Consider the following 23,708-nt stretch of genomic DNA (forward strand, 5'->3'; position numbering starts at 1 on the left):
AGGCACCTGAGCACTTGGCGCCGCGCAATGAGGCGAAGCATGGACTTCGCGTACGCTAACGATATGCCTGAACCAATGCATGAGCGAACCACTCGTAGATTGCTTGTGGGTGGTATTGGGGAAAATACGCAATTAGCACGGTTGTAGTTACAAGCGCCAGCACCACCAACAGCGCGGTAAGTAGCTTTACCAACGTCGAGAGAGGTGGATTGGGCGGGCCGTATTTATTAATCGCTTTACGCCCCGGAAGCATGATGAGCGGAAGCGTTATCACAAAGCCGATAACAGGGAACACGTGGAGAATTGCCCATACCGGACTCCAGCCTAGATCTCGTGCCCTGCGTACCAGTAGAGACACGTCGAGCAGGATGGCAGGAACGACAACGGTGACACCGACTATCAGCAAAACCTCCAGTTGATGGCGCAACCCCACCATAAAGAACGCCAGCAAAATGCACGGAAGAACCAGCACCAAGGGCACACGAATCAGCCAGAAGCGCGCCAGAGAAATACGCCCGGAAAAATCAAGAATCCTGGGTTTTGAAAACGTGACAACGTCGTCGTCAATCAGTTGGGCGTCGCCCGGTTGGTATGGGTTTTCGATTTCGCTGCTGATGCCGCCGAAAACGGGTTCTATCCTTGCCATTTAGTGCTATTCCCTTGTGTTTGATTGTGCTATTCACGTCACAACGTTTACGCCTCGTATCTAATCGAAGGCCGGCATCAAACTCAAGAGAAAACGCTATCGTGTAAGGGGGGCTGTGCACCACAGCATGTGTGGGTCTGTCGCATGGTGCGCGCAGCACACCTTATGAAGTGTTTTGCCGCTAGTAACAAGGTGGGTCATGTCCCTACTCTGAACGACGGCTTCTGGCCGATTCTGTTGAAAAAGTCGGCCATGGTTTCCTCGGTAGAAAAGTACGCGCGTGAGATTGAAATCTTTACTTTGAGCGGAGGCATCCGGACTCCGATTTCACGTAGGTTCGTGCAAAAAAGGCGTTTTCACTGATCAGCGATGAGACCGTTTCGGCAAAGCAACTTTTTCAACACAATCGGCCAGAAGCAGCCTGTCCCGCTGACCGATTGTTGTTGACGAAGACGCTTACTGACGTAGTATCGCCGCCCCCAAAAACATCCGAAAAGGGTCCTACACCCAGAGGTCCGCCACTCCGATCAGTTGAAAGACCTCATCCCCCGAGGGCTCGGCGAAGATGATGTCCAGGTTCCGGTAACCGGAGTGGTCCCCTACCAAGCTCAATTCGAATCGAGCCCCATGGGCGTCGGTTTCGTAGTTCTTCAAGTACGTCAGGTTCTTGGCTTCATTGAACACCACGTCCAACGTGCCGTTGTAACCATTTCCCAGCTGCGTAAAGCCCAAGGCGGACAAATCGATCCTGTCTTCACCCGCGGTATAGTCAATCAGCCGATCGGTGTGGTTTTCGGTGGCGGTACGGTAGCTGTCGCTCAGTGCGTCGAAGCGGAACACATCGTTGTTGCCGCCGCCCACCAACAGGTCCCAGCCCTCCCCGCCAACCAAGATGTCGTTCCCTAGCGCTCCATGAAGACGATCATCGCCCGCCAATCCCTCGATGATTTCACCTCGAGCGTTGCCTTGTAGACGATCGGCCTCTTCGGTGCCCATCAAGCTGGCCTGCTGAAACAGAAGGTTGGTTTCATTCAGCGTTTGGCCCAAGTCACCGTCGAAGACCAGTTCGAAGCGCTCCCCATTCGCGCTGGCATCGAAGCTTTTGAGGTAGGTCCGCGTCCCGCTTTCATTGACTCGTATCGCCAGCGTTCCGTCATGTCCATTGCCCAGCCCGAGGAAGCCCAGGGAGGAGAGCTCGATGGTATCGGTGCTGGGGTCGAAGTCGGTGATTCGGTCGCTATGGGCCGCCGTTGCGGTTCGGTAACTGTCTGTAATTGACTGGTAACGGAACGTATCGGTCCCGGCACCGCCCGTCAGCAGGTCACGACCTTGCTGGCCATCGAGCAGATCGTTACCGGCCCCGCCAAGGATCGCATCGTCGAACGAGGCGGTACCCAGCAAGAAGTCATCATCGTTGCCACCGTCAAGGTGGTGATAGCCGTCGTCGGGATTGCCAAAGCTGTGGTCCAGGCTGCCGTCGGCGTTCAACTGAACCAAGGCAGCCAGATAGCCGTCCGCGCCCGTACCCTGGCTTCCGCCAATCAACAGCTTGCCGTCGGCCAGCACGATCATGTCGGCGACTGAGAAAGGAGCGCTTTCCGAGCCCCAACTGACCTGCCCCTGATGACCGAAATCGGTGTCGAGCGAGCCGTCGGCGTTGAGCCGGATCACGGTCGCCACGCCACCCGAGGCGCCCGCCAGGAGGATTTTGCCGTCGTCCTGGATGACGAGGGCGTTTGCATGAACCTCCAGGGCCAAGCTGCCCCCGTTCGCAAAGCTGCTATCCAGAGTACCGTCCTGGTTGAGGCGGGTCAGGGTATCTCGCCCCGTGACCAATACCTTTCCGTCTTGCTGCAGCGAAACGTCGATCATGCTGGCGGGGTGAATGCCGACGGACGCCGGCAGGTCCAGGATCCCGCCCTCTGCGAAAGACGAGACCAAGGTCCCCGTCGCGTCGAAGCGGGCGATATGGATCTCCCCGGAGGGATACCCAGCGCTTGCGAAAAAGCTGCCGTCGGTTTGTACAGAGAACGACGCTTGTTGGCTTAGAAAGTCATTCCAGTAGAAAGGCACTGTCGCGGTGCCTCCGTTCCCGAAACTCGTATCGAGGCTGCCGTCAGCCAAGGTACGACTTATGCCCGACACCCAGGCATCGCCAACTTTCACGTAATGCGTCACCAGGTACCCGCCTCCCGGCTGCACCGCGGCATTACCGCCGTCCTCGATATCGAGCGACACAGGCAGCAGAGATTTACCGTCTCCACTGAAGCTGCGGTCCAGGCTTCCGTTAGCGTTGAACCGGACCAGGCTGCCGGTGAAGCCTGAGTCCTCTTCGCCTCCTAGTCCGAGCCGACTATAAGCACCAAGCCAGATAGCACCGTCCGGATCGACCGTGATACCTCCGATTTTGTCCAAACCCCATAAGGGCGTGACCACCATGCCTGTGTTCCGCACAGCTGAAGCGGCGGGCGAAATGCTCTGGCCCATGTCCATGCCTCCGTTAGCTATCAGTCGCCCGAAACAATAGACACGGATCAGTCTGGTTGCCACTTTACGAGACAAAGGGTCCTTTCCCGATCTGAGTGGACAGCGCATGAGAAGAAGGTCATGGCGGATCATCGCTGGTGGTCGGTCCATGAGCTGAGAACCAGCAGTGATACGGTATGGCCGGAAAACCTGGTTGAAATGCTATTGAGCGCGAATATATTCAAATCGCCTGCTTGAGCTCTTCCCTCACATTCAAATGTTGATTCATTGGGATGATGGCAACCATCACCTGATATGGAAAATCCGCTTCGAACCCTACCCGACAGAGATAATGGCGCTTGGTCGACCTTCGTCTGTCACCGTTACATTTGTCTGCCATTATGCGCAGCAATAGCAACAGTGGTAGGCGAATCAGCAAGTGGAATGAACTGGCGTGTCGCGCCATCAAGCGCATCGATGCACCCTGCCTCGATGTCGTAGACCCACCCGTGCAGATTCATCCGCCCTTGCTCGAGCGCGAGGGCCACAGATGGATGTGTACGCAGGTTCGCCAGTTGCGCTATCACGTTTTCGCGCACGAGGCCATCGAGCTTCGCTCGGGGTGTGTCGAACTCATGGGCAGAGTTGATAGCTTTCGCGGCGTCCGAGTGACGCAGCCAGCTGGCGACTGCAGGAAGATGATCCAGACACGTACAACGCGAGATCGCGCCCATCGCTCCGCAGTCCGAGTGGCCGCAGATCACAATGTCCTGTACGCCAAGCACTGCCACCGCATATTCGACCGTTGCCGAAACGCCGCCGGGTTCTGGGCCATACGACGGCACAATGTTGCCGGCGTTGCGAATCACGAACAGCTCACCCGGCTCGCGTTGCGTAAGAAGTTCGGGCACTACACGACTGTCCGAGCAGGTGACGAATAACGCCTTCGGATTCTGTGTCGTCGCGAGCTGCTTGAAAAGCTCGACGCGTTGCGGATAAACCTCGCGCTGAAAGCGCAGAAAGCCGTCAATAATGTCGCGCATAAAGTCCTCCAAACCCTGATGCCGGATACTGGCACAAGCACTCAATATGCCATTGTGCTGTTATGATCGCCATTATCGCAGACGATGCTAACGAATGGTCGCGTCCTGCCAAAAGAGACAGTGGACACTATCCACGCCAGAGCGCTAGCGTCAGCTCCTTCAATTCGAGGGCCACACCATGGATGCTATCGCCGACAACTCAAATGAACACCATCGCCGAAGCGTCGTGGAACTCTGGGAAACCGTATTCGGTTATGAAACCGCGCATAACACCCCCAGCCTTGCTATCGACAAAAAACTGACCGCAGCGGATGGCTTTTTCTTTGTGGCCCTGTCAGGAAATGAAGTTTGAATATCACAGGCTCCGAGTCATCTCAGAGGCAAGCACCAGTCGCTCAAGCCCGATACCGAACCCGGCACCTTCGCGATAAGCTCCGCCGCCGACAACTTGCTGCTGCGCCCCCAGCACAGGGCAACGCACCTCAAAACCATTCCCCTCAAGGTAATAACTCAAGCCACGCTTCACTGCGAGATTGAGTTCATATTCAAGTCCCAGCAAGTCAAGAAAGCCAGAGCAAATTGCTTGGCTACGCTGCAATGCCTGCGCGGGTGTGGAGCTGAGAATTTCGAGTCCCAGTTGAGTGAATTCGCGATACCGACCGGCTTGAGGTCGCTCATACCGGTAACATCGCGCCACGTAGAAAAACATCGCTTCATCTCGTGACCCGAGAAGTACGTTGTTGCGCTCCTGAAAAAGCGCGGTTGCTTCTGGGATGAGACAACAAGGACGTCCGGCCTTGTCGTCAAAGGCCCACATTTGTCCAATTATTTCACTTCCACCGGCTTTCTCAATAAACGTGTCTTGGCCCCACAATGCAGGAACTATGGCCTCCTCAGCCCCGGCATCGATGAAGGTAGCTCCGAAATCTGCCTTCTATCTCCCGCATGGCTGCAGCTTCTTTTCCTGTCACTATTCGAGTTCCGCGAAGCATGGTCATTTAGATCTCCATTTTACAGGCAATAAAAAAGGCGCCATTGGCGCCTTGGTTTGGTTCATTGATTGGTCAGAATGGATGTTTAAAATTCTGAGCATTCGATGAGCATGAGCAACCGCGGCACCCTGAGTGAGGTCCGTGATGATGACGGCGATTGCATGGAATGAATTGAGTCATAACTGATCCTCGCACAATTCTGGAAGCGTTCACAAGCTGCTTTATATTTTTATCCATCGCAGACCAATAACGCGTGCCGCTGATCACGTTTTCACACAGCCTGGAGCCATAGCAGCCGTCCGAGGCATCTACGAAACCAAGGGCGATTTAGCCATTTCACCTAACAGGGCACCGTGATCGGCCTTGCCAGGCAATTGGAGGGCTCGCATTTGAATTCAGCTTGAGCCACCGCCTGGCTTGACGCTCATGTGTATGACATGTCGTGCCAATTCAGGGGCCAGCCTCTCCAGCTCGTTATGAATGTCATCGATGTACGTACCGCCTTCAGGAGAAAACCATGCGCTTCGAATTCCACTCGGATCAATTTTTTCGCCGTGCAATGCCATGTAGTTCGCTTCACATTCCCTTGCCCATTCACCAACCGTTATTTTGGCAGAGTCCATATCTAGATCTAGAGCCTCTACCAAAGCCAGGGAGTAAATGAACATCAGGTAAAGCATCCTGATAGGAGGGTGAGGATGAGAGCTGCCGTTCTGCAAATCCCGCTCCCAGTGCAGATGCTCGAACATCCGTAACGGCAAATACATGCCCATAAACGAATACTTCGCTGCGGACGGACCATCGGCATAAAGGATTTCAAGGGCCCGGAGCGCAGCGGGGTCGGCGTTCTTGAAATGCCCGATGGAGAAGGCGTGCTGAACACTAAATAAATAATTAAAGCTTTCTTCGATAGCTCCGCCATCCGCATCGAACTCTAGCGCTTGCTTGGTTAGGGCAGCCAAGTGCCCTGGCATATCGTCACCTTCCGACCAGTTGAGTCCCCCCAGGCTTTGAATCAGGCCAAGGTGACCACGGACTAAATGGCTGACCTCGTGCATGAAGACACTCTCGACAAAGCGAACAGTCAGAAAGGCGGCGAATGCTTTTCGAATTGGGCAGGCAGGCTGGGCTGGATGAAATGGAGAATCTGCCATGCTGCTTGGCATGTGGGAGATCGGATTGGGCTGGGGCTCTTTTTCAGGTGAGCCCACCTCTTTCAACATGTCACTGCGCGATAGCATCATGGTCGCGAAACAAGCTGCGTTGAACACAAATCCGTAGCTGATTCCGATAAAAGCCACCTTGTCCGGCTGAACCTGAGAAGAAAGTGCAGCAAATGCTCGGGCCTCGGACTCATTGTAAATGCCACAGTGCAGCTTCACACCAATGCCGTCGAAGTACAGTTGTTCGATTCGCTTTCGATACTGCTCAAGCCCGCTTGCGACCTGAGATATCAGATGTCGGGTCCATGCATCAGGGTGCGATGGCAGCTCTAGGCCGCCCTTCGCATCCAGCGTCGCTTGCAAGTCACTGGGAAGGTGCATTTCAAATTTTACTCATGATTGGGGTGAATGGCCGCTCAAGAATGCTATCAAATGCACTTGTGTTAATGGTGATTCGGGCACGGCCAGTGCGCTGGCCAAGTGTGTTTGCCTGTTCCAGGCCGGCCGATGAATACCACGCCTTGATCGTGTCCCGGGAAGTGGTGTAACTGAACCAGCCAACTCCGATCGACTCTGGCCCATCCCGACCGGCAGTAGTCGACCATCACTGCCACTCACTAAAGGCAACTTTTGGTCCATTACCGTCCGAACGACCAGAGTCCCCATCCCTAGGCACTCAGTCACCCTGAAAACCTGATTTCAATGGCGTGTACCAATCAACTAAAGAGTCGGCATACACGTGTTTCTGCTTCCCAGGCACGAAGGGCGTATCCAGAGAACCCAACGCTATCGATACCCAATCAGCAAACTGACCCTCGGCTCGCGACCAGAACAAGCTCGAACCACACTCCGCGCAGAACTCGCGTACTACCGTCTTCGAGGAAGCAAATGCCTTGATCCTGGCAGCGCCTTCAAGTATCCGTAGCGCGTCACGCGGAACGCTGCCATATGAGGCAAATGCGGCCCCATGGCCTTTGCGGCACTGAGTGCAATGACAATGACTCACTGCCTTTGGCGACGTAAGTAGTTCGTACTTAACTGCTGAGCACAAGCAGCTTCCCTGAAATCTCTCGTCCATGTTGTCAATCACGCATGTGAAGAGGCCCGATCCTATCATCTCGATGTAACGCCAAGTTCACATCCGAGTTGCATTCATGCGGTGAGGACCGACAAGCCCCCTCAGCGGTCACGATGCAGCTCTCTTCCACCGTGTCAGGCGCTCCTGCGACAAATCGTCTTCAGAGACCCAGCAGCACTTCCAACCCTTGATAGCGTAATGCCATCCACCGATAATCCCCCCTTCCAAAAAAGCACATAAGGATTTGCTGTGAAGAAGCTCTACCTGGCTCTACCGTTCTGCGCCCTCCTGCTCCAAGGCTGCGGCGTCACCATGGCTCGCTATGAACCCAATTTCCAGAACGTCCAGCAGCTCAAGCAACATGAGCCGATGCAGCCTCTGCGTGAAGCCCAGGTGAATGCCGATTCCGACCAAGGGTCGCTGATGGTGCGCATGAACCCGATCTCTTCGCCCGCAGGTAGCGTTCCACTGCACATCCAGGCGGCGATCAACGATGAGCTGCGCCAGGCGGGTCTGCTGGACCCACGTGCTGACCGGCAATTGCAGGTTCAACTGATCAAGAACCAGCTCACTGCCGGCATGGGCAGCGGTCATGGCGAGCTGTCTGCGCGCTTCACGCTGCGCAAGGGTGACCAGGTTCTCTACGAAACCACCAAGGACGTGCAGCGTGAGTGGGACAGCAGTTTCTTCGGCCCGATCGCTATTCCGGCGGCGGCGAACAACTACAACCCGATGGTGCAGGACCTGCTCAAGAATTTGTACAGCGATCCACAATTCACTCAAGCATTGAAGTAAGCACAAAAAAAGAGCCGCAATCGCAGCTAATGCCAGTCAGTTAAGCCACACACCTGTGGGAGCAAAGCTTGCTCGCGATTGCGGTAAGTCAGTCAGCAGTAATGTTGACTGGTCTGTCGTTATCGCGAGCAAGCTTTGCTCCCACAGGCTTTGCTGACGGGTATTACGCAATCGCAGCTCTTTTCTTCTCGGCTGTCAGCCCCGCGGAATGCGAGTGTCTACAGCTGAGTATTTCATGCGGTTGTTGTCGACCCAGTTTTTCAACAGCGCATTGACCTGGCGGTTGAAGGTGTCTGTGACGGCCGCCTTGGGCGTGTTGCCTGCCAGTGGCAGGAACCAGATGCCGATCCAGGTGTTGATCGCGTCGTGGTTGCTGCTCTTGGCCAACGATTGACCACGCTCGTCCACGGTTTCCAGGCTCATGGTGTACTGGTCTGTTCCCAGTGCAGGAATAACCCCGAGCGAAAAACCACTGATGAACGCCAGGACCATCTGACCGCCGCCCGGGGCGTGGTTATAGACCTTCAAGCGCAAGCTGTAGTCGCCGGGTTGCTTCTGGAATTCGTCGAAAACCACGCGGCCAAACAGACCTGATTCATCGAAGGTCCGTTTCAACTCGGGCTTGAGCATGTCCCGGGCTTGCGGCATCTCGGTGGCCTTGGCGCTGTCGGGTTCGCCCTGGTAGAAATCGAAGTCGACATAGACGTTCGGCTTGTTCGAGTAGCTGGCCATCGAAGGCAGGTTCACGGGGGCGACTTCATCTTTGGTGAAGCTGGCGCAGCCAGTGAGGCTCAAGGCCAGGGCGAGGCCCATGGCTTTTCCAAATTGCATATCATCTTCCTTGCGTAATTTTCTATATGCCGCTCACGGAGAGGGGGGCGGATTTTAGCGGGATTCCGCTGAAATCAAAAGGCCATCACTTGGATGGCCTGAGTACTCGCCCACTGCGCCGTGCAAACGCTGCTCACAGATCCAGGCTGCCCCTGATCAAGGCGTTGAGCACGCCTTCGACATCGGCGTCCTGTTCGTTCAACAGGCACAGCGGAATGCCTTGCAAGGCGGCTTGCGAGCGGCCCAGCCCCGCGCCTATCAGGGCCAATGGAGATGCGATGTCCATCTGCAACGAACGAAGACGCTTGGCGAGGATCGGGTTCACCGGCGCCTGTAGCGCAATCACCAGCGCTGCCGGCTGGATAGCCGCGCACACAAGGGGAAGCTCTTCCAATGGCTGCCCGCAGCCGAGCACCTCGATGCGCTGTTGCTGGCCGCCCAGCAGCACCCCGGCGCTTAGCAATTGCAGCTCGGCGTGCCCTTCGGTGCCCGCCAACAGCACCCGCGGCGCATCCGCCTGGTCCATCTGCAGGCGCAACAGCAGACGGCCGCGCAGGAACGTATCGAGGAACAGCCATTGGCTGCACTCACCCGGCGCAATGCCCGAAGCCAGGTCATGCCAGACTGGCATCAGGACCTTGCGCAGCACCACAGCCTTGGGCAAAAGCATGAACAGCTGGCGATAGAGTGCTTCCAGCGCCTGAGCATCGAAGGCTCTCGTGGCGTCCACAACGGCCGCGCGCCAATCTTCAAGCTCGCTGTCCTGGGGCGGGACCGCCTCGCGCTGGCCTTCAAGCATCTCGCCGACCTTGCTGATGGATAGACCTCCGGCCGTCCAGCGCAGGATGTCGCGTATGCGCTGCACGTCATTGGCCGTATACAACCGATGGCCACCCTCGGTGCGCTGCGGGCGGATCAGCCCATGGCGCCGCTCCCAGGCACGCAGTGTTACCGGATTGATGCCGGTCAGGCTGACCACATCACGCATGGGCAGCAAATCGGGTGAAGTGGCTTCAGTCATACGAGGGATTTATCCGAGAGGTGGCACATTCTAAACCCATACAGTCTTTCTGCGGCGAGCATCCGTAGGTCATCATGTGGCAAACCGCGCCGGTGCTTCGCACAGGTGCGCTACACAGAACGCTGCATAATTTCGTGGGTGGGCCAAATGATCGACGCAAAACTGCTGCAATTGATGGTCGAGAACTCCAACGATGGCATCGTCGTCGCCGAGCGGGAGGGCGATGACAGTATCCTCATCTACACCAATCCCGCCTTCGAGCGCCTCACCGGCTATAGCGGCGACGACATCCTCTACCAGGACTGCCGCTTTCTCCAGCGCCAGGATCATGACCAGGCGGGCATCGCCGCCATCCGCGAGGCAATCAGCCAAGGGCGACCCTGCCGCCAGGTCCTGCGTAACTACCGCAAGGACGGCAGCCTGTTCTGGAACGAATTGTCCATCACACCCGTGTACAACGAAGCGGACCAACTGACGTACTACATCGGCATCCAGCGCGACGTCACGGCGCAAATAGCCGCCGAGGAGCAAGTTCGCGCTCTGGAAGCAGAGGTTGCGCAACTGCGCCAGCAACTTGCCGAGACCAACAGCTAAACAAAAAACTGTACAAGGGATTGACTTGTACAAATTTAGCCGTACGCTTCAGACATATCTGTACAACATTTCATTTTTGTACAGGATTATCTGGAGTGCCGCATGTCAGCCTACCTACAGAAATTCGCCGAGGACTTCGCCACCCTGACAGGCGACAACCTCGACGCACTGGAAAAGCTGTACAGCGAAGACATCATCTTCCGCGATCCCCTGCATCAGATTCGGGGCCTGACGGACCTGCGTGCCTACTTCTTCGAGCTATATGCCAACGCCGACGATATCCGCTATGCCTTCGCCAGCGCCGACGAAGTCCGGCCTGGAGAGGGTTACCTGCGCTGGACCCTGCAATTCCGCCATCCACGCCTGGCCCGCGGCCAGCACATCACTTTGCAAGGCTGCAGCCACTTGCAGTGGCGCGACCGGGTTCATTTTCATCAGGATTATTTCGACGCAGGCGCCCTGCTGTATGAACACATTCCGGTCATGGGCGGCGCGATCCGCTGGCTCAAGGGCAGGTTGGCATGAGCCGCTGCTGGTTGACCGGTGCCAGCAGCGGTATCGGTACCGCGCTCGCGCAGAGCCTGCTGGAGCAAGGCCACCAAGTGGCTTTGGGCGGTCGCCGCGCGGATAGCCTTGCGCCTCTGGCGGAACGTTTTCCCGGCCAGGTACTTTTGGCCATTGGTGATCTCGACGACCCGGAGCAGGTGGCCGCGATCGCAGCCCGGATCCAGCAGGCCTGGGGAGCGCTGGACATGGCGATCCTCAACGCCGGCACCTGCGAATACCTGGAGCCGGGCCATTTCGACCCGGCCGTGATCGAGCGAGTGATCCGTACCAATCTCATGGGGGTCAGCCATTGCCTGGCGGGCGCCCTGCCCTTGCTGCGTGCTGGCCAACGTCCCCACCTGGTGGTGATGGGCAGTTCGGTGACCTGGCTGGCTTTGCCCCGCGCCGGTGCCTACGGTGCATCCAAGGCGGCCGTGCGCTACCTGGTGGAGTCGCTGCGTATCGACCTGGTCCGCGAGGGCATCGACGTCACCCTGGTCAGCCCAGGCTTCGTCGACACGCCACTGACGCGCCGCAACGATTTCCCCATGCCGCAACTGTGGTCCGCGCAACGCGCCGCCCGGCACCTCGCCAAGCGTCTGCCCCGGCGCCCGTTGGAGATCAATTTCCCCGGCATTTTCACCCTGGCGTTGCGCCTGCTCGGGGCCATGCCCCCGCGCCTGCGCCTGATACTGGGCCAACGTCTGGCCCGTCATGAACAGGACTGATGAGCGATGCGTATAGCAATCATTGGCAGCGGCATCGCAGGCCTGACCTGCGCCCACCTGCTGTCACGCAAACACGAAGTGACGGTTTTCGAGGCGGACGAATGGATCGGTGGCCATACCCATACCGTCGATGTGGACTGGCGCGGCGAACAGCATGCGATCGACACCGGCTTCATCGTCTTCAACGACTGGACCTATCCGAACTTCATCCGCTTGCTCGATCAGCTCAAGGTCGCCTCACGGCCGACCGAGATGAGTTTCTCCGTGCATGACCCTCTCACTGGCCTGGAATACAACGGTCACGACCTGAACACACTGTTCGCCCAGCGCAGCAATCTGGTGTCGCCGGGGTTCTGGGGAATGTTGCGCGACATCCTGCGCTTCAACCGCCAGTCACTCGCAGACCTGAACGAGCGGCGTATCGACGCCAACACCACGCTGGGCAGTTACCTCCGGGCGCAGGGCTACGGTCATCGCTTCATCAAGCACTACATCGTGCCCATGGGGTCGGCGATCTGGTCGATGTCTCCCGCGGACATGCTCGATTTTCCCCTGCAGTTCTTCGTGCGCTTCTGTCGCAATCACGGCTTGCTGTCGGTGAATCAGCGTCCGCAATGGCGGGTCATCGAAGGCGGCTCGCGCAGTTATGTCGCGCCGCTGTGCCAACCGTTCGCTGAACGTATTCGCCTCAATTGCAAGGTCCGCCGGGTCAGCCGCGACGAAGGCGGTGTAACGCTTACCAGTACCGCCGGCCCCGAACGTTTCGACAATGTGGTGTTCGCCTGCCACAGCGATCAGGCCCTGGCGCTGCTGGAGGCGCCCAGCCTGAAAGAGCGCGCCGTGCTGGGCGCTATTCACTACGCCAACAATGACGTCGTGTTGCACACCGACAGCCGCGTGCTGCCGCGCCGCAGGAGGGCCTGGGCCAGCTGGAACTATCGCCTCGGCGGCAGCGGCCAGGCCCCAGCGGCAGTGACCTACAACATGAACATCCTGCAAGGTATCCAGGCGTCGCAGACCTTCTGTGTGAGCCTCAACCAGACGGCGCTGGTGGACCCGGCGAAGATCATCGCCCGCTTCCAATACGCCCATCCGCAATACAGCCTCGCCGCATCCGCCGCGCAAGCGGACCAGGCGCAACTGCAGGGCCAGCAATTCAGCTACTACTGCGGCGCCTACTGGGGCAACGGCTTTCACGAGGACGGGGTGGTCAGCGCGCTGAAGGTGGCTGAGCATTTCGGAGAGACATTGTGAACAGCAGCCTTTGCCTGGGCTGGATCAGCCACCGTCGCTTGTCGCCGCGACGCCATGTCTTCCGCTACCGGATCGGCCTGTTCTACCTGGACCTGGACGAGCAAACCTGGCTACTCGGCCTGTCGCGCTGGCTGGGTCGCTGGCGTCTGGCGCCGTTGAGCTGGCGCGAGACCGACTATCTTCCCGCGCTGACCCGCCAAGGCGAGTCATTGGCCCAGGCCGCCCGTTTTCTGGTCGGACAGGCCACGGGGCAAACGCCCGAAGGCCCGGTCCGCCTGCTCGCGCAACTGCGTTGCTGGGGCCTGTCGTTCAACCCGGTGAGCTTCTATTTCTGCCACGACCGCGACGGGCACCTGGCGGCGATCCTGCTTGAGGTGCGCAACACCCCGTGGCGTGAACGTTTCCATTATGTGCTGCCGGTGCAAGGCAACCTCGCGAAACCGTTCGCCGTGGCCAAAGCCTTCCATGTGTCGCCGTTCATGCCAATGGATATGGACTATCACCTGCGATTCTTCCTGGACGAGCAACAGGTGCGCATCCACATGGAGAACTGGCGAGGCGCCGACAAGGTTTTCGAGGCTGACCTGGCATTGCGCCGCCAGCCGCTGGATCGAAAGGCGCTGCACCGATACATCCTGGCTTTCCCATGGATGAGCCTGCGCACTGTCTCGGCCATTTATTGGCAAGCCCTGCGCCTGTTGTTCAAGCGCACTCCTATCCATGACCACACGACCCGCCAGGGCGACCTGGCGCTCGGCCAACCTTGCGAGAACCCCGATCATGTCCAATTCCACTCTGAGCGTTAGCAAGTCCACGGGCCTGGCGCCTTTGCTCGGCGGGCTGGCGCGCACCGCCGTGCTCGCTCAACTGGGCAAACTGCGCCACGGGCATCTGCGGCTGCTCTGTCATGGGCGCCAGTGGAGCTTCGGTGATGCCGCCAGCCCGTTACAGGCCGAAGTGGAAATCCTCGATGACACCACCTGGAGCATGATTGCCGGTAATGGCTCGATCGGCGCAGGCGAGGCTTACATCCACGGCTTCTGGCGCAGCCCGGACCTGGCGCTGGTGACCCGCCTGTTCGTCGCCAACCTGGACGTGCTCGACGCCCTTGAGGGCGGTCTGGCGCGCTTGGGTCGCCCGGCCCTGCGGTTGTTGCATCGGTTGAACCACAACAGCCGGCGCGGTTCCCGACGCAATATCCTGGCCCATTACGACCTGGGCAATGCCTTGTTCGAGCGGCTGCTGGACCCGACCATGATGTATTCCGCCGCCCAGTTCGAGCACCCCGAACAAACGCTGGAGCAAGCCCAGTTGCACAAGCTGGAAAGCATCTGCCAGAAGCTGGAACTGCACCCCGGCGATCATCTGCTGGAGATCGGTTGCGGCTGGGGCAGCCTGGCGATCCACGCAGCCACCCGGCATGGTTGCCGGGTCACTACTACCACGCTTTCCGAGGCGCAATACGCCCATACCCTGCAACGCGTCCATGCCTTGGGGCTGGAGCAGCGCGTGACGGTGCTGCGTGAGGACTACCGTGACCTCAAGGGCACATTCGACAAGCTCGTCTCGATCGAAATGATCGAAGCCGTCGGCCACCGTTACCTGCCGGTGTACTTCCGCCAGTGTGCGGCGCTGCTCAAATCCGATGGTCTCATGCTGTTGCAGGCGATCACCATCCGCGACCAGCGTTATGCCCAGGCACGGCGCTCGGTGGACTTCATCCAACGCTACATCTTCCCGGGCGGCGCCCTGCCCTCGTTGAGCGTGATGCTGGACACCGCCAGCCGTCACACCGGGCTCAACCTCGTGCACCTGGAGGATTTCGGCGTGGATTATGCCCGCACCCTGGAGCACTGGCGTGACAACTTGCGCCAGGCGCGCACCGAACTGACGACACTGGGCTACGACGATACGTTCCAGCGCCTGTGGGAGTTTTACTTGTGTTATTGCCAGGGCGGTTTCCAGGAGCGCGCCATTGGCGTGGCGCAACTGCTTTGGGCCGCGCCCCAGGCACGGCGTGCGGCCTTGCCCGGGCAGGCTTGATGCCGGGAAGATGGCTGGTCGTCAATGCCCTCTGGTTGCAGTTCGGCTGGTGGATCTGCGTGCTGGGGGCCCAACGCCCCTGGCTATTGCCGCTGGTAGCCGTCGGCTTGGCCCTGCACCTGTGCCTGTGCCCGGACTTCAAGGGCGAGGTAAAGGCCCTGCTACGCACCGCCCTGGCCGGTTGCGCGCTGGACAGCCTGCTAGGATCACTTGAGGTGTTTCGATTCGATACCTGGCCGCTCCCCCTGTGGCTGGCGCTGTTATGGCTGGTCCTGGCCAGCGGCTTGCGCCACAGCCTGGCCTGGGCCGGCCGGCCCTTTTGGCGCGGGGCGTTGCTGGGGGCCGTGGGAGGCCCGCTGGCTTACATAGGCGGTGCCAGGGTGGCGGATGTCGCCATGCCGCTGGGCGCTATGGAAACGGGCCTGCTGTTGGGCGCGGTCTGGACGATGGCCTTCCCCCTGCTCCTGCGCATCGCGGCGTGGCGCTGACCCTCGGCATCCCTACCACTGGCTAGCCAGCGTCAACGGCAGCCGCAACGGCGCGACGGGACCGTCCCGCTGTCCGCACATTTCATCATGCACTACGTGCTGCACCAGCGTGCACGGCACCGGTGGCAGGTCGATCAGCAACTGGCGAAGCTCGGTGGATGAACGCAATCGAACAGGCTGCCCTTGCGCATCGCTCAGTGTGACCGGACCGGCAGCGGTAATGGCGCGCAGGATGTAGAAGCCGCCTTCCAGCGATAGCAGTTCAAGCGCTTCGACTTCTCCGGCCATGACTCGCTCGGTGAGGTGATTCAAATTCATGGCGCGCCCTCCGGCAGGCGACGGAAGAACAAGGTGATCTGGCCAATCTCCACCCCCAGTTTGCTCATGCTCGAACGGTTGATCAGGGTGTCGTCATCCATCAGGTACATCCAGTCGTCCAGGTCCACTTCCCAGTGCCGCCCTTCGACAGGCAGGTCCAGCCGGTAACGCCAACGCAGCGCGTTACCGGCCACTTCGCCCCGGGCCTCACCGATCACGTCCCCTGCCGTTCCGCGCCAGCGACCCGGGCCGTCCGGCACAATTGTCCAGGTGCGCTGTTGCCGCGTGCCGTCGCTGTAGAGGAAATGCTCGTCGAGGATCAGCCGCTCTCCTTCCCGGCGACTGTCGATGCGAACGTGGAAGCGCTTGACCACCTCCCCGGATCGCTTCTGGAACATCCCCCAAGCCTGTACCGGTCGCGAGAAAAATGCCGCCAGGTCCAAATACGGACGCTCCCCGGCGTAGCGGTCGACACCGACGTTGCCACAACTGCCGAGAAACAGGCAGGCAACCAGTAAAAGCGCTTTGTACATGTTCAGGTCCCTCGGTCGTTGTCGGCCAGGCCAAGCAGGCGCTGGCGCAATTGTGGGTCGCGGGCTCGCGGATCCAGCCAGATGGCGAAGAACGCCCGGGCAAACACCGGGTCGGCAATTTCATGACTGAGCTTGCCGTCCACATAGAAGCGGCAACCCTTGCCCGGCAGATACAGGCCGGTGATGCGCATGCCGGGGCGCACGTCCACGAATGCGGCCTCCATCGCCTGGGGCCAGGCCGCAAGGGATTGGGGTGTCACGCCGTCGGCGCCAAGCCGCCGCATTTCCTCGAGGCTGGCCTGAACCAGTGTCTCCCGGGAGATTGATCGGTGGTAAAGCAGCTCCAGGGCGAAGGGCTGGTTCCAGTCCTGAACCGGGCCGACGGTCCACAACCGGGCGGTGTACAGGCGCAGGCCGAACCAGGTGAATTCACCCTCACCCAGCCGTTGCGCGGTTGGCAGCGTTTTTCGCCAGTCCGCGGCGACCGACGACATCACCGTCAGCATCAGGCAGAGGCAGGCCCAACGAACAGGATGCGCCATGAGAAACCTGTAGAATGATAAATATCTGTACAAGATTAGTTTCTTGTACAGATAAATTCAAAGCATGTATAGATTTATGCGCTACACGGCCCCCCTGAAAGGAGTTTTCATGCTGTACGTAGTCATGCTCGGTGGCCGTCATCCCCGCGCCAGCATCGAGGTACACGACGTCGTGTTCACGCAGGCGGACTCACTGGAACACGCATACCCTCAACTGCGCCAGGCCTGGTTCGGTAGCCAAGCGGGTTTGCACATCGACTCCTGGTGGGAAGTCGACGGCATCGATACCTACCGGGTGGAACTCAGCCCGATGGCCCCGGCGCCCCATGAACCAAGGTTGTTTTTCATCAACCTTGGTGGCTACGAGCGCGACGTGTTTGGCGAGGCACACCGCTACCTGCTGGTGGTGGCTCGGGACAAGGCCCAGGCCAGGCAATTGGGCAAGCGACGCATGCCGGCGGAATGGCTCAAGTCACACACCGATACAGTGCTTGAGGTGGATGATTGCCTGCCGGTTGACTGGGTGAACGGTCATTACGTCCATCTGGTCGCAGGTACTCACAAGGGTATCCGCCAATGCAGTGATTACATCCGGATCTGAAGACTGGGCTTGCTTGAAGCGCTTGACCCTATCGCTATGAAATACTGACGTAACCCAGAGCGACGATGAGGTCGACGTCCACTGGTGGTGTATCGGAGAGCCTGCCTGATGGTCAAGAAATCGCTCAGGGAATGATTTTTTCTCTGATGATGGCGGCACATCCAGCATCCCGGTGACTGCACTACCGCTATCGCGAGCAGGTTCGCTCCCACAGCGAATCTGCGAGATGCATGTCTCTGCGTACAGCGCCGGACCTGTGGGAGCTGGGCTTGCCCGCGATGGCGGCGGCACATTCAGTATTTCAGCGGCTGATGTACCGCTATCGCGAGCAAGCTTCCACAGAGGGACATCAGCCAAATGAAGCAGTCCCGCTTTCAGACGCCTTTGGTCGAAGGCAGCAGAATGGTCAACACACCCAGCAACGGCAGGTAGGAGCACAGCGTGTAGACATATTCGATACCGTGGATATCAGCGAGATACCCCAGCAAGGCAGCACCGATCCCGCCGAAACCAAACATCAGGCCAAAGAACACGCCGGCGATCATGCCGACATTGCCCGGCACCAGTTCCTGGGCAAAGACGACGATGGCAGAGAACGCCGAGGCGAGGACGAAGCCGATGATCATGCTGAGCACACCGGTCCAGAACAGGTCCACATAAGGCAGCGCCAGGGTGAACGGTGCCACGCCCAGTATCGAGAACCAGATGACCTTCTTGCGGCCTATCTTGTCGCCGATGGGACCACCGAAGAAGGTGCCGGCGGCCACCGATCCCAGGAACAGGAACAGGTACAGCTGGGAACTGGTCACCGACAGCTGGAATTTTTCGATCAGGTAGAACGTGAAGTAGCTGGTGAAACTCGCCATGTAGAAATACTTGGAGAACACCAGCAACGCCAGGACCACCAGGGCAGCGGTCACTCGCTGCCTGGACAGGCCGTGGGTCGCCTTGCCGCCCTGCTTGAGCTTGAACAGGTTGAGGTGATTGCGATACCAGCGGCTCAGGCCGTATTGCACGAGGATTGCGAAGGCCGCAAACAGGCCGAACCAGGCAACGTGGCCCTGCCCATAAGGGATCACGATGGCTGCGGCCAGCAACGGACCGAAGGCGCTGCCGGCATTACCGCCGACCTGAAACGTTGACTGCGCCAACCCATAGCGACCACCTGAAGCGAGCCGTGCCACGCGCGAGGTTTCCGGGTGGAACGTCGACGAGCCGATACCCACCAGCGCGGAGGCCAGGAGGATGGCGCCGAAGCTGCCGACGAACGCCAGCATCAGGATGCCGATGAGGGTGCAGACCATCCCGGCAGGCAACAGCCAGGGTTTGGGATGACGGTCGGTGTGATAGCCCACCCACGGTTGCAATAGCGAGGCGGTCAACTGGAAAGTCAGTGTGATCAATCCCACCTGGGTAAAAGTCAGGCCGTAGTTGGCCTTCAGCATCGGATAGATGGAAGGCAGCACGGCCTGGATGAGGTCATTGATCAGGTGCGCGAGGGCACAGGCACCGATGACCCGCATGACAAGCGGGCTCGTTTGGTTGACGACGGAGGCCGTGGTCGAGGCTGTGGCGGTGGTGGACATGACAAAAGCTTCCAGGCGATAGGTCTGAAAAAAACGGGCAGAAGGTGGCAGCACTTTCTGACAGGCGCGTCATAATCCTAGAATCCACGAAAATGTCTGTCTCACTGGACAAGGGAATCAACCGTCGCAAAAAGGACATCATGATCAAACCGTTGAATGAAGCGTTGCTCGAGATTGATGAGGGTGCCTGGACGATGATCGGGAGGGCGACCGATTACCCCGATAATTGGCTGATCGCATCGCACTCCCACGAAAAGCACCAACTGATCTACGCCGTCGAAGGCGTGATGGTGGTGCATACGGCATCAAGCCAGTGGACGGTCCCATCGAACCGGGGGCTGTGGATGCCACGCGGGCAGGTACATTCCGTGCGGTGCGTGGGGCACGTCAAAATGCGCAGCGTATTCGTCCGGCCTGATGCAGTGGCAGACCTTCCGACCGAAACGAAGGCCGTCAGCATTTCCGCCCTGTTGAGTGAGTTGATCAAGGTCGCCGTGCACCTGCCGCTCCCCCATGCCCCGAACACCCGCGCGGCCAGGGTGATGGCGTTGATTCTAGATGAGCTCGCCCTCCTCCCCACCCTACCACTGCACCTTCCGCAACCCACGGACCCACGGATCAAGAAGATCTGCGTCACGCTGCAAGGCGACCCTGCCGATGGCTCGACACTGTCGGACTGGAGCGCCCGCCTCGGCCTTGATGGGAAGACGATCCAGCGGCTGTTTCGCAAGGAAACCGGGATTACTTTCGGACAATGGAGACAGCAGGCTCGCCTGCTGCAAGCGGTTGAGCGAATGGCAGTGGGAGAAAAAATCATCGATGTCGCGCTAGCGCTGGGGTACGACAGTCCGAGTGCGTTTACGAACATGTTCAGGAAGCAGTTTGGCAAGACGCCGAGCAAGTTCTTTACCTGAAAGGAGCGTTTCCAGATTTGCCAGTGGCGGCTGACTGATATTCCGCTATCGCGAGCAGGCTCGCTCCCACAGGGGATTGGCGGGACATGCAACATCTGTGTGCGACGACGTGCCCGCTCCCACAGTCTTGTGACCTACTAACTGACTTCGCTCAAGCCTCAGAGGTAATGATCGAGTCTTCACTGGACTCAGCAGCCAGTTTCAATCGATCCGCTTTACTGATGTACTTGGGCTTGTTTTTCGGCGCCAACTTGGCACTCGCCTTTTTAGCGTGGGCCTTTAGTAGCTGCTTGATTTTCTTCTGACGATTCATACGCTTCTGCTCAAATTCCGGCTTTCAGGATAATGACAGACATCAACCCGTGAACGCCATAATCCCCTATGATCGGACCCACATGAACCCAATCGACGCCCTGTCGTTCCAACGCATCATCACCGCCCATGGCGCGCTCGAGGGTGCGGCGTATTTCGACGCAGAAGAAGATCTTGTCCAGGAAATATTTCCCGATCGCGTCGTTTTCCAGACCAACTACCTGGATTACCGCAGTTATGAAGTCGATCTCGCCGACGACGCGATACGTGTCCTCAAGACACGGCTGGACAACTACCAGCGCGGCGACAAGGCAAAAGTGATCGAAGATGACATGGATGAGGAAGACTGGGAGGAGCTTGCCACTCTGTGGCAACGCTTGAGCCGGGACCTGGACGTTCAGGAGCCACAGCCCGATCGGGTCGAGACGTTGGCCGATCTGTTCGATTGCCTGTTCGACGAGGATCGCGCGCAAGCGCTCATTCAAGGCATTGCGCCGCCAACGGCACAGTGGGACTGGGCGTGGACTCAAGTCGCATCAGCCCTTGCCCAGGCCAATCAATTGGCCGAGTTCGAATGGAAAGAGTGGTCGTCCTGCGGGGTCATCGCCGTCAACACCCTTGCCCCGCTGAGGCAATTGAACATCGAGATCGCGACACCAGACCGTAGAACCGTCGATGCCATCAACGGCGCCAACGATTGGGAACGGGCGCTGCTCCAGTATTTCAACGCACAACTGGATGCCCATGACCTGAAACTGCTGGCCATCGGTACTCACTTCGATGAGCACCAGACCTTTGCCTGCCTGTCCATGAACGGCTTGGGCCTGGTCAATGCGTTGGAAATCATGGGTAGGCTGGGTATCGTCCACAAATTCTGAGCCCCGAGTCGACGACATGAAAATCTGTGATCAATGCAGGAGCCTCATCCTCGACGACAACGCGGCCTGCCCGCGATGCGCCGAAGAGATGAGGCTCACCGTAGAAGCGCTCGCGCCACGGTCCAAGCCGCCGGTGTTGCCGAAGATCCTGAAGTGGCTGTTCATCGGCGTGGTAGTCGCGGTGCTCGTGGCGGCGGCAGCGATCACCTGGATTCTGAATTCGCTGGGGCCGATGCCTTCTTTCGGTTGACCGTTCATTGCCCTTGCAGCCGCTCGTATCGATTCTGGATACGCCTCAACTCGCCAGATTGGCGTAGTTGTTCCAAGGCATTGGCCCATGCGGCAACCTGTTTGTCGTCACTGTCAGGACTGAAGACGATGTACAGCGATGAACGGTACAACTCGATGGGTATCTTGCGTAGGGTGCCGGGGGGGATGTTCAACTGGTGGCTGTAATACGCCACCCCTGCATCGGTGTCCCCCACGATGATATCGGTACGCCTCGCCAGCAGCATGCGATAGAGCAACTTGCTCTCGGTTGCACTTTTGTCGAGGTTCTTGAAGCCCAGCGATTTCAATTTTTCAGGCAACAGCCCGGCGTGCCGTGTGGTGATCTGCGGGGCGCCCAGCAGCTGTTCCAGAGAATTCACCGGCGGTGTACTCGCCAGTTGATAGGGATAGATGGATTCCTCCACGATCGGTCCGACCCACTTGTACAACGGCTCACGCTCCGGCGTGCGGAACAGCGAATACATGATGGTCTTGGGCCGGGTCTTCAACACCTGAGTGGCTCGCATACTCGGCTGCAGCACCACTTCGAATTCATCCCCGGTCAGCGCCATGATGGCCCGAACGATTTCCGTGGTCATGCCGGTGAGCTGATGATTCTCCTGATAGTTGTACGGGGCCCACTCCTCGGTGACGATCTGATACTCCTCGGCCCCGACAACTGTGCCGAGCAATAGGCAAAGCAACGCCGTGGCGGGTGTCGAAGGTTTCACGTGTTCTCCCTGGAGGGTTACTGGCTTTTCATGGGTGAGCGGATCGGAAATACAACGTAAGCATAGACCCAAACACCGGTGTGTTGGACTGAACGGACGATCCACCTTCGAGGCTTCATCGCGGACAAGCTTTCACAATCGAAGCGTCCCAAGTATCTGTTTTTTCTATAGTCGCTATCGATACCAACGCCGTTCTCGTCATCGCCCCCTCTCTCTAATCTGCCCACCAACGCGATCGACAGCGGTCGCGACAATCACCCAGCCCTTATGGAGAGAGCCCCATGAACACATTCAACCGCACCCTGGCCATCGCTACCCTGGCACTCGCGACCGTTGGCGCGCACGCGGCACCAGCACAGACCAACGCCACTGTCTCTGCTGTCGGCAGCGTCGTCCAGTCCGCCAGCTACATCACCACCAAGGATGGCGTTCAGCTGTATTACAAGGACTGGGGTCCGCGCAACGGTCAGGTCGTCACGTTCAGCCACGGCTGGCCGCTGGACTCCGACAGTTGGGAAGCGCAGATGATGTTCCTCGCGTCGAAAGGCTATCGGGTAGTCGCCCACGATCGTCGCGGTCATGGTCGCTCCAGCCAGCCGTGGGACGGCAACGACATGGATCATTATGCCGACGACCTGGCGGCGGTTATTGAAGCGCTGGACCTGAAGGATGTGACCCTGGTGGGCTTCTCGACGGGGGGTGGTGAAGTGGCTCGCTATATCGGACGCCACGGTACCGCCCGAGTCAAGAAAGCAGTGCTGGTGTCCTCGGTTCCGCCACTGATGCTCAAAACCGATACCAATCCCGGTGGCCTGCCGATCGCGGTGTTCGACGGCCTGCGCAAGGCGTCCCTGGAAAACCGCTCCCAGCTTTACCTGGACATCGCCTCCGGCCCCTTCTACGGCTACAACCGCAAGGGCGCCAAGCCGTCCCAGGGCCTGATCCAGTCGTTCTGGGCCCAGGGCATGCAGGGCGGCGCCAAGAACACCTATGACTCGATCGCCGCGTTCTCGGCCACCGATTTCCGTGATGATCTGAAGAAGTTCGACGTGCCGACCCTGGTGATCCATGGCGACGCCGACCAGATCGTGCCGATAGACGCTGCCGGCCGGGCTTCGGCGGCATTGATCAAGGGCGCTCGGCTCATCGTCTACCCTGGCGCGCCGCACGGGTTGACCGAGACGCACAAGGATCGTCTGAACCAGGACCTGCTGACCTTCCTCAAGGAATAAAATCAGCCCCCTGTGGGAGCGAGCCTGCTCGCGATAGCGGAATATCAGTCAGCACCCATGCGTCTGATACACCGCCATCGCGAGCAGGCTCGCTCCCACATTT

Annotated in this window: 28 protein-coding genes; 14 read left to right on the forward strand and 14 right to left on the reverse strand. The window is 58.8% G+C overall.

The annotated features are described in order from the left end of the window. Positions 1-55: 55 nt before the first annotated feature. The 3 genes from QZH45_RS18900 to QZH45_RS18910 form a co-directional block, all read right to left on the reverse strand. Entirely contained in the window at positions 56-646 is a 591-nt protein-coding gene (locus tag QZH45_RS18900; RefSeq protein ID WP_053190984.1) for a DUF805 domain-containing protein, read from the reverse strand. 501 nt (positions 647-1,147) lie between these two features. Further along, positions 1,148-3,133, reverse strand: a complete 1,986-nt coding sequence (locus QZH45_RS18905; RefSeq protein WP_053190981.1) for a M10 family metallopeptidase C-terminal domain-containing protein — start codon at positions 3,131-3,133, stop codon at positions 1,148-1,150. A gap of 362 nt (positions 3,134-3,495) precedes the next feature. Continuing rightward, positions 3,496-4,155 carry a carbonic anhydrase gene (locus QZH45_RS18910; protein ID WP_024778586.1) on the reverse strand — a complete coding sequence of 220 codons (660 nt, stop codon included), beginning with the start codon at positions 4,153-4,155 and terminating at the stop codon, positions 3,496-3,498. A gap of 178 nt (positions 4,156-4,333) precedes the next feature. Here QZH45_RS18910 and QZH45_RS18915 point away from each other — a divergent pair, with 178 nt between their 5' ends. Beyond that, the gene (locus QZH45_RS18915; RefSeq protein ID WP_231995023.1) at positions 4,334-4,507 is read left to right on the forward strand and encodes a hypothetical protein; all 174 of its coding nucleotides are present in this window, start codon (positions 4,334-4,336) and stop codon (positions 4,505-4,507) included. Between the two features lie 3 nt (positions 4,508-4,510). Here the strand turns inward: QZH45_RS18915 and QZH45_RS18920 are convergent, their stop codons facing one another. From QZH45_RS18920 to QZH45_RS18930, 3 genes are all read right to left on the reverse strand, one after another. Then, entirely contained in the window at positions 4,511-5,065 is a 555-nt protein-coding gene (locus QZH45_RS18920; RefSeq protein WP_053190979.1) for an ATP phosphoribosyltransferase regulatory subunit, read from the reverse strand. A gap of 477 nt (positions 5,066-5,542) precedes the next feature. After that, positions 5,543-6,691 (reverse strand): hypothetical protein, encoded by a 1,149-nt coding sequence (locus tag QZH45_RS18925; RefSeq protein WP_053190977.1) that lies wholly within the window; start codon positions 6,689-6,691, stop codon positions 5,543-5,545. A 295-nt stretch (positions 6,692-6,986) separates the two neighbouring features. After that, positions 6,987-7,388 carry a GFA family protein gene (locus tag QZH45_RS18930; protein ID WP_080996561.1) on the reverse strand — a complete coding sequence of 134 codons (402 nt, stop codon included), beginning with the start codon at positions 7,386-7,388 and terminating at the stop codon, positions 6,987-6,989. A gap of 249 nt (positions 7,389-7,637) precedes the next feature. Between QZH45_RS18930 and QZH45_RS18935 the strand changes: the two genes are divergently transcribed. Beyond that, the gene (locus QZH45_RS18935; RefSeq protein WP_053190975.1) at positions 7,638-8,183 is read left to right on the forward strand and encodes a hypothetical protein; all 546 of its coding nucleotides are present in this window, start codon (positions 7,638-7,640) and stop codon (positions 8,181-8,183) included. A gap of 195 nt (positions 8,184-8,378) precedes the next feature. Here the strand turns inward: QZH45_RS18935 and QZH45_RS18940 are convergent, their stop codons facing one another. Both QZH45_RS18940 and QZH45_RS18945 read right to left on the reverse strand, forming a co-directional pair. Continuing rightward, positions 8,379-9,014 carry a hypothetical protein gene (locus tag QZH45_RS18940; protein ID WP_053190972.1) on the reverse strand — a complete coding sequence of 212 codons (636 nt, stop codon included), beginning with the start codon at positions 9,012-9,014 and terminating at the stop codon, positions 8,379-8,381. 133 nt (positions 9,015-9,147) lie between these two features. Then, a complete protein-coding gene (locus tag QZH45_RS18945; protein WP_053190970.1) occupies positions 9,148-10,035 on the reverse strand; it encodes a MerR family transcriptional regulator in 888 nt (295 codons plus the stop codon). Positions 10,036-10,182: 147 nt separating this feature from the next. Here QZH45_RS18945 and QZH45_RS18950 point away from each other — a divergent pair, with 147 nt between their 5' ends. The 7 genes from QZH45_RS18950 to QZH45_RS18980 all read left to right on the forward strand — a co-directional run bounded on the left by QZH45_RS18950 (position 10,183) and on the right by QZH45_RS18980 (position 15,688). Next, a complete protein-coding gene (locus QZH45_RS18950) occupies positions 10,183-10,629 on the forward strand; it encodes a PAS domain-containing protein (protein WP_053190968.1) in 447 nt (148 codons plus the stop codon). Positions 10,630-10,731: 102 nt separating this feature from the next. Continuing rightward, positions 10,732-11,154: a nuclear transport factor 2 family protein gene (locus QZH45_RS18955; RefSeq protein WP_024778591.1), complete on the forward strand. Its 423-nt coding sequence runs from the start codon at positions 10,732-10,734 to the stop codon at positions 11,152-11,154. Then, positions 11,151-11,903, forward strand: coding sequence for an SDR family NAD(P)-dependent oxidoreductase (locus QZH45_RS18960; protein ID WP_024778592.1), 753 nt, complete (start codon positions 11,151-11,153; stop codon positions 11,901-11,903). Before QZH45_RS18955 ends, QZH45_RS18960 begins: the two co-directional genes overlap by 4 nt. 6 nt (positions 11,904-11,909) lie before the next feature. Continuing rightward, positions 11,910-13,157, forward strand: coding sequence for an NAD(P)/FAD-dependent oxidoreductase (locus QZH45_RS18965; RefSeq protein ID WP_053190966.1), 1,248 nt, complete (start codon positions 11,910-11,912; stop codon positions 13,155-13,157). Further along, positions 13,154-13,963 (forward strand): DUF1365 domain-containing protein, encoded by an 810-nt coding sequence (locus QZH45_RS18970; protein WP_053190964.1) that lies wholly within the window; start codon positions 13,154-13,156, stop codon positions 13,961-13,963. Before QZH45_RS18965 ends, QZH45_RS18970 begins: the two co-directional genes overlap by 4 nt. Beyond that, a complete protein-coding gene (locus tag QZH45_RS18975; RefSeq protein ID WP_024778595.1) occupies positions 13,938-15,200 on the forward strand; it encodes an SAM-dependent methyltransferase in 1,263 nt (420 codons plus the stop codon). Before QZH45_RS18970 ends, QZH45_RS18975 begins: the two co-directional genes overlap by 26 nt. Next, entirely contained in the window at positions 15,200-15,688 is a 489-nt protein-coding gene (locus QZH45_RS18980) for a DUF2878 domain-containing protein (RefSeq protein ID WP_053190962.1), read from the forward strand. The genes QZH45_RS18975 and QZH45_RS18980 overlap by 1 nt, the downstream gene beginning before the upstream one ends. 12 nt (positions 15,689-15,700) lie before the next feature. Here the strand turns inward: QZH45_RS18980 and QZH45_RS18985 are convergent, their stop codons facing one another. The 3 genes from QZH45_RS18985 to QZH45_RS18995 are packed head-to-tail and all read right to left on the reverse strand — an operon-like array spanning position 15,701 to position 17,081. Next, positions 15,701-16,006 carry a DUF6482 family protein gene (locus QZH45_RS18985; protein WP_024778597.1) on the reverse strand — a complete coding sequence of 102 codons (306 nt, stop codon included), beginning with the start codon at positions 16,004-16,006 and terminating at the stop codon, positions 15,701-15,703. Further along, positions 16,003-16,539, reverse strand: a complete 537-nt coding sequence (locus QZH45_RS18990) for a DUF3833 domain-containing protein (RefSeq protein ID WP_053190959.1) — start codon at positions 16,537-16,539, stop codon at positions 16,003-16,005. Before QZH45_RS18990 ends, QZH45_RS18985 begins: the two co-directional genes overlap by 4 nt. A 2-nt stretch (positions 16,540-16,541) precedes the next feature. Next, positions 16,542-17,081 (reverse strand): chalcone isomerase family protein, encoded by a 540-nt coding sequence (locus tag QZH45_RS18995; protein WP_053190957.1) that lies wholly within the window; start codon positions 17,079-17,081, stop codon positions 16,542-16,544. Between the two features lie 109 nt (positions 17,082-17,190). Here QZH45_RS18995 and QZH45_RS19000 point away from each other — a divergent pair, with 109 nt between their 5' ends. Further along, entirely contained in the window at positions 17,191-17,682 is a 492-nt protein-coding gene (locus QZH45_RS19000; protein ID WP_024778600.1) for a DUF1543 domain-containing protein, read from the forward strand. A gap of 374 nt (positions 17,683-18,056) precedes the next feature. Here the strand turns inward: QZH45_RS19000 and QZH45_RS19005 are convergent, their stop codons facing one another. Continuing rightward, positions 18,057-19,268, reverse strand: a complete 1,212-nt coding sequence (locus QZH45_RS19005; RefSeq protein ID WP_053190955.1) for an MFS transporter — start codon at positions 19,266-19,268, stop codon at positions 18,057-18,059. Between the two features lie 92 nt (positions 19,269-19,360). Between QZH45_RS19005 and QZH45_RS19010 the strand changes: the two genes are divergently transcribed. Continuing rightward, entirely contained in the window at positions 19,361-20,182 is an 822-nt protein-coding gene (locus tag QZH45_RS19010) for an AraC family transcriptional regulator (protein ID WP_024778602.1), read from the forward strand. 151 nt (positions 20,183-20,333) lie between these two features. On the opposite strand, the gene QZH45_RS19015 is transcribed toward QZH45_RS19010, so the two are convergent. Then, positions 20,334-20,495, reverse strand: coding sequence for a DUF2986 domain-containing protein (locus QZH45_RS19015; RefSeq protein WP_069018280.1), 162 nt, complete (start codon positions 20,493-20,495; stop codon positions 20,334-20,336). 82 nt (positions 20,496-20,577) lie between these two features. Here QZH45_RS19015 and QZH45_RS19020 point away from each other — a divergent pair, with 82 nt between their 5' ends. Further along, the gene (locus QZH45_RS19020) at positions 20,578-21,372 is read left to right on the forward strand and encodes a hypothetical protein (protein WP_053190952.1); all 795 of its coding nucleotides are present in this window, start codon (positions 20,578-20,580) and stop codon (positions 21,370-21,372) included. 16 nt (positions 21,373-21,388) lie between these two features. Continuing rightward, on the forward strand, positions 21,389-21,622 hold the full coding sequence (locus QZH45_RS19025) for a hypothetical protein (protein ID WP_053190949.1): 234 nt from the start codon (positions 21,389-21,391) through the stop codon (positions 21,620-21,622). Between the two features lie 4 nt (positions 21,623-21,626). Here the strand turns inward: QZH45_RS19025 and QZH45_RS19030 are convergent, their stop codons facing one another. Next, a complete protein-coding gene (locus tag QZH45_RS19030; protein ID WP_024778605.1) occupies positions 21,627-22,373 on the reverse strand; it encodes a substrate-binding periplasmic protein in 747 nt (248 codons plus the stop codon). A 281-nt stretch (positions 22,374-22,654) separates the two neighbouring features. Between QZH45_RS19030 and QZH45_RS19035 the strand changes: the two genes are divergently transcribed. Beyond that, the gene (locus tag QZH45_RS19035; RefSeq protein WP_024778606.1) at positions 22,655-23,605 is read left to right on the forward strand and encodes an alpha/beta fold hydrolase; all 951 of its coding nucleotides are present in this window, start codon (positions 22,655-22,657) and stop codon (positions 23,603-23,605) included. Positions 23,606-23,708: the final 103 nt, after the last annotated feature.

Origin of the sequence: Pseudomonas corrugata (assembly GCF_050920615.1) — a bacterium.
GTDB classification, from domain to species: Bacteria; Pseudomonadota; Gammaproteobacteria; order Pseudomonadales; family Pseudomonadaceae; genus Aquipseudomonas; species Aquipseudomonas corrugata.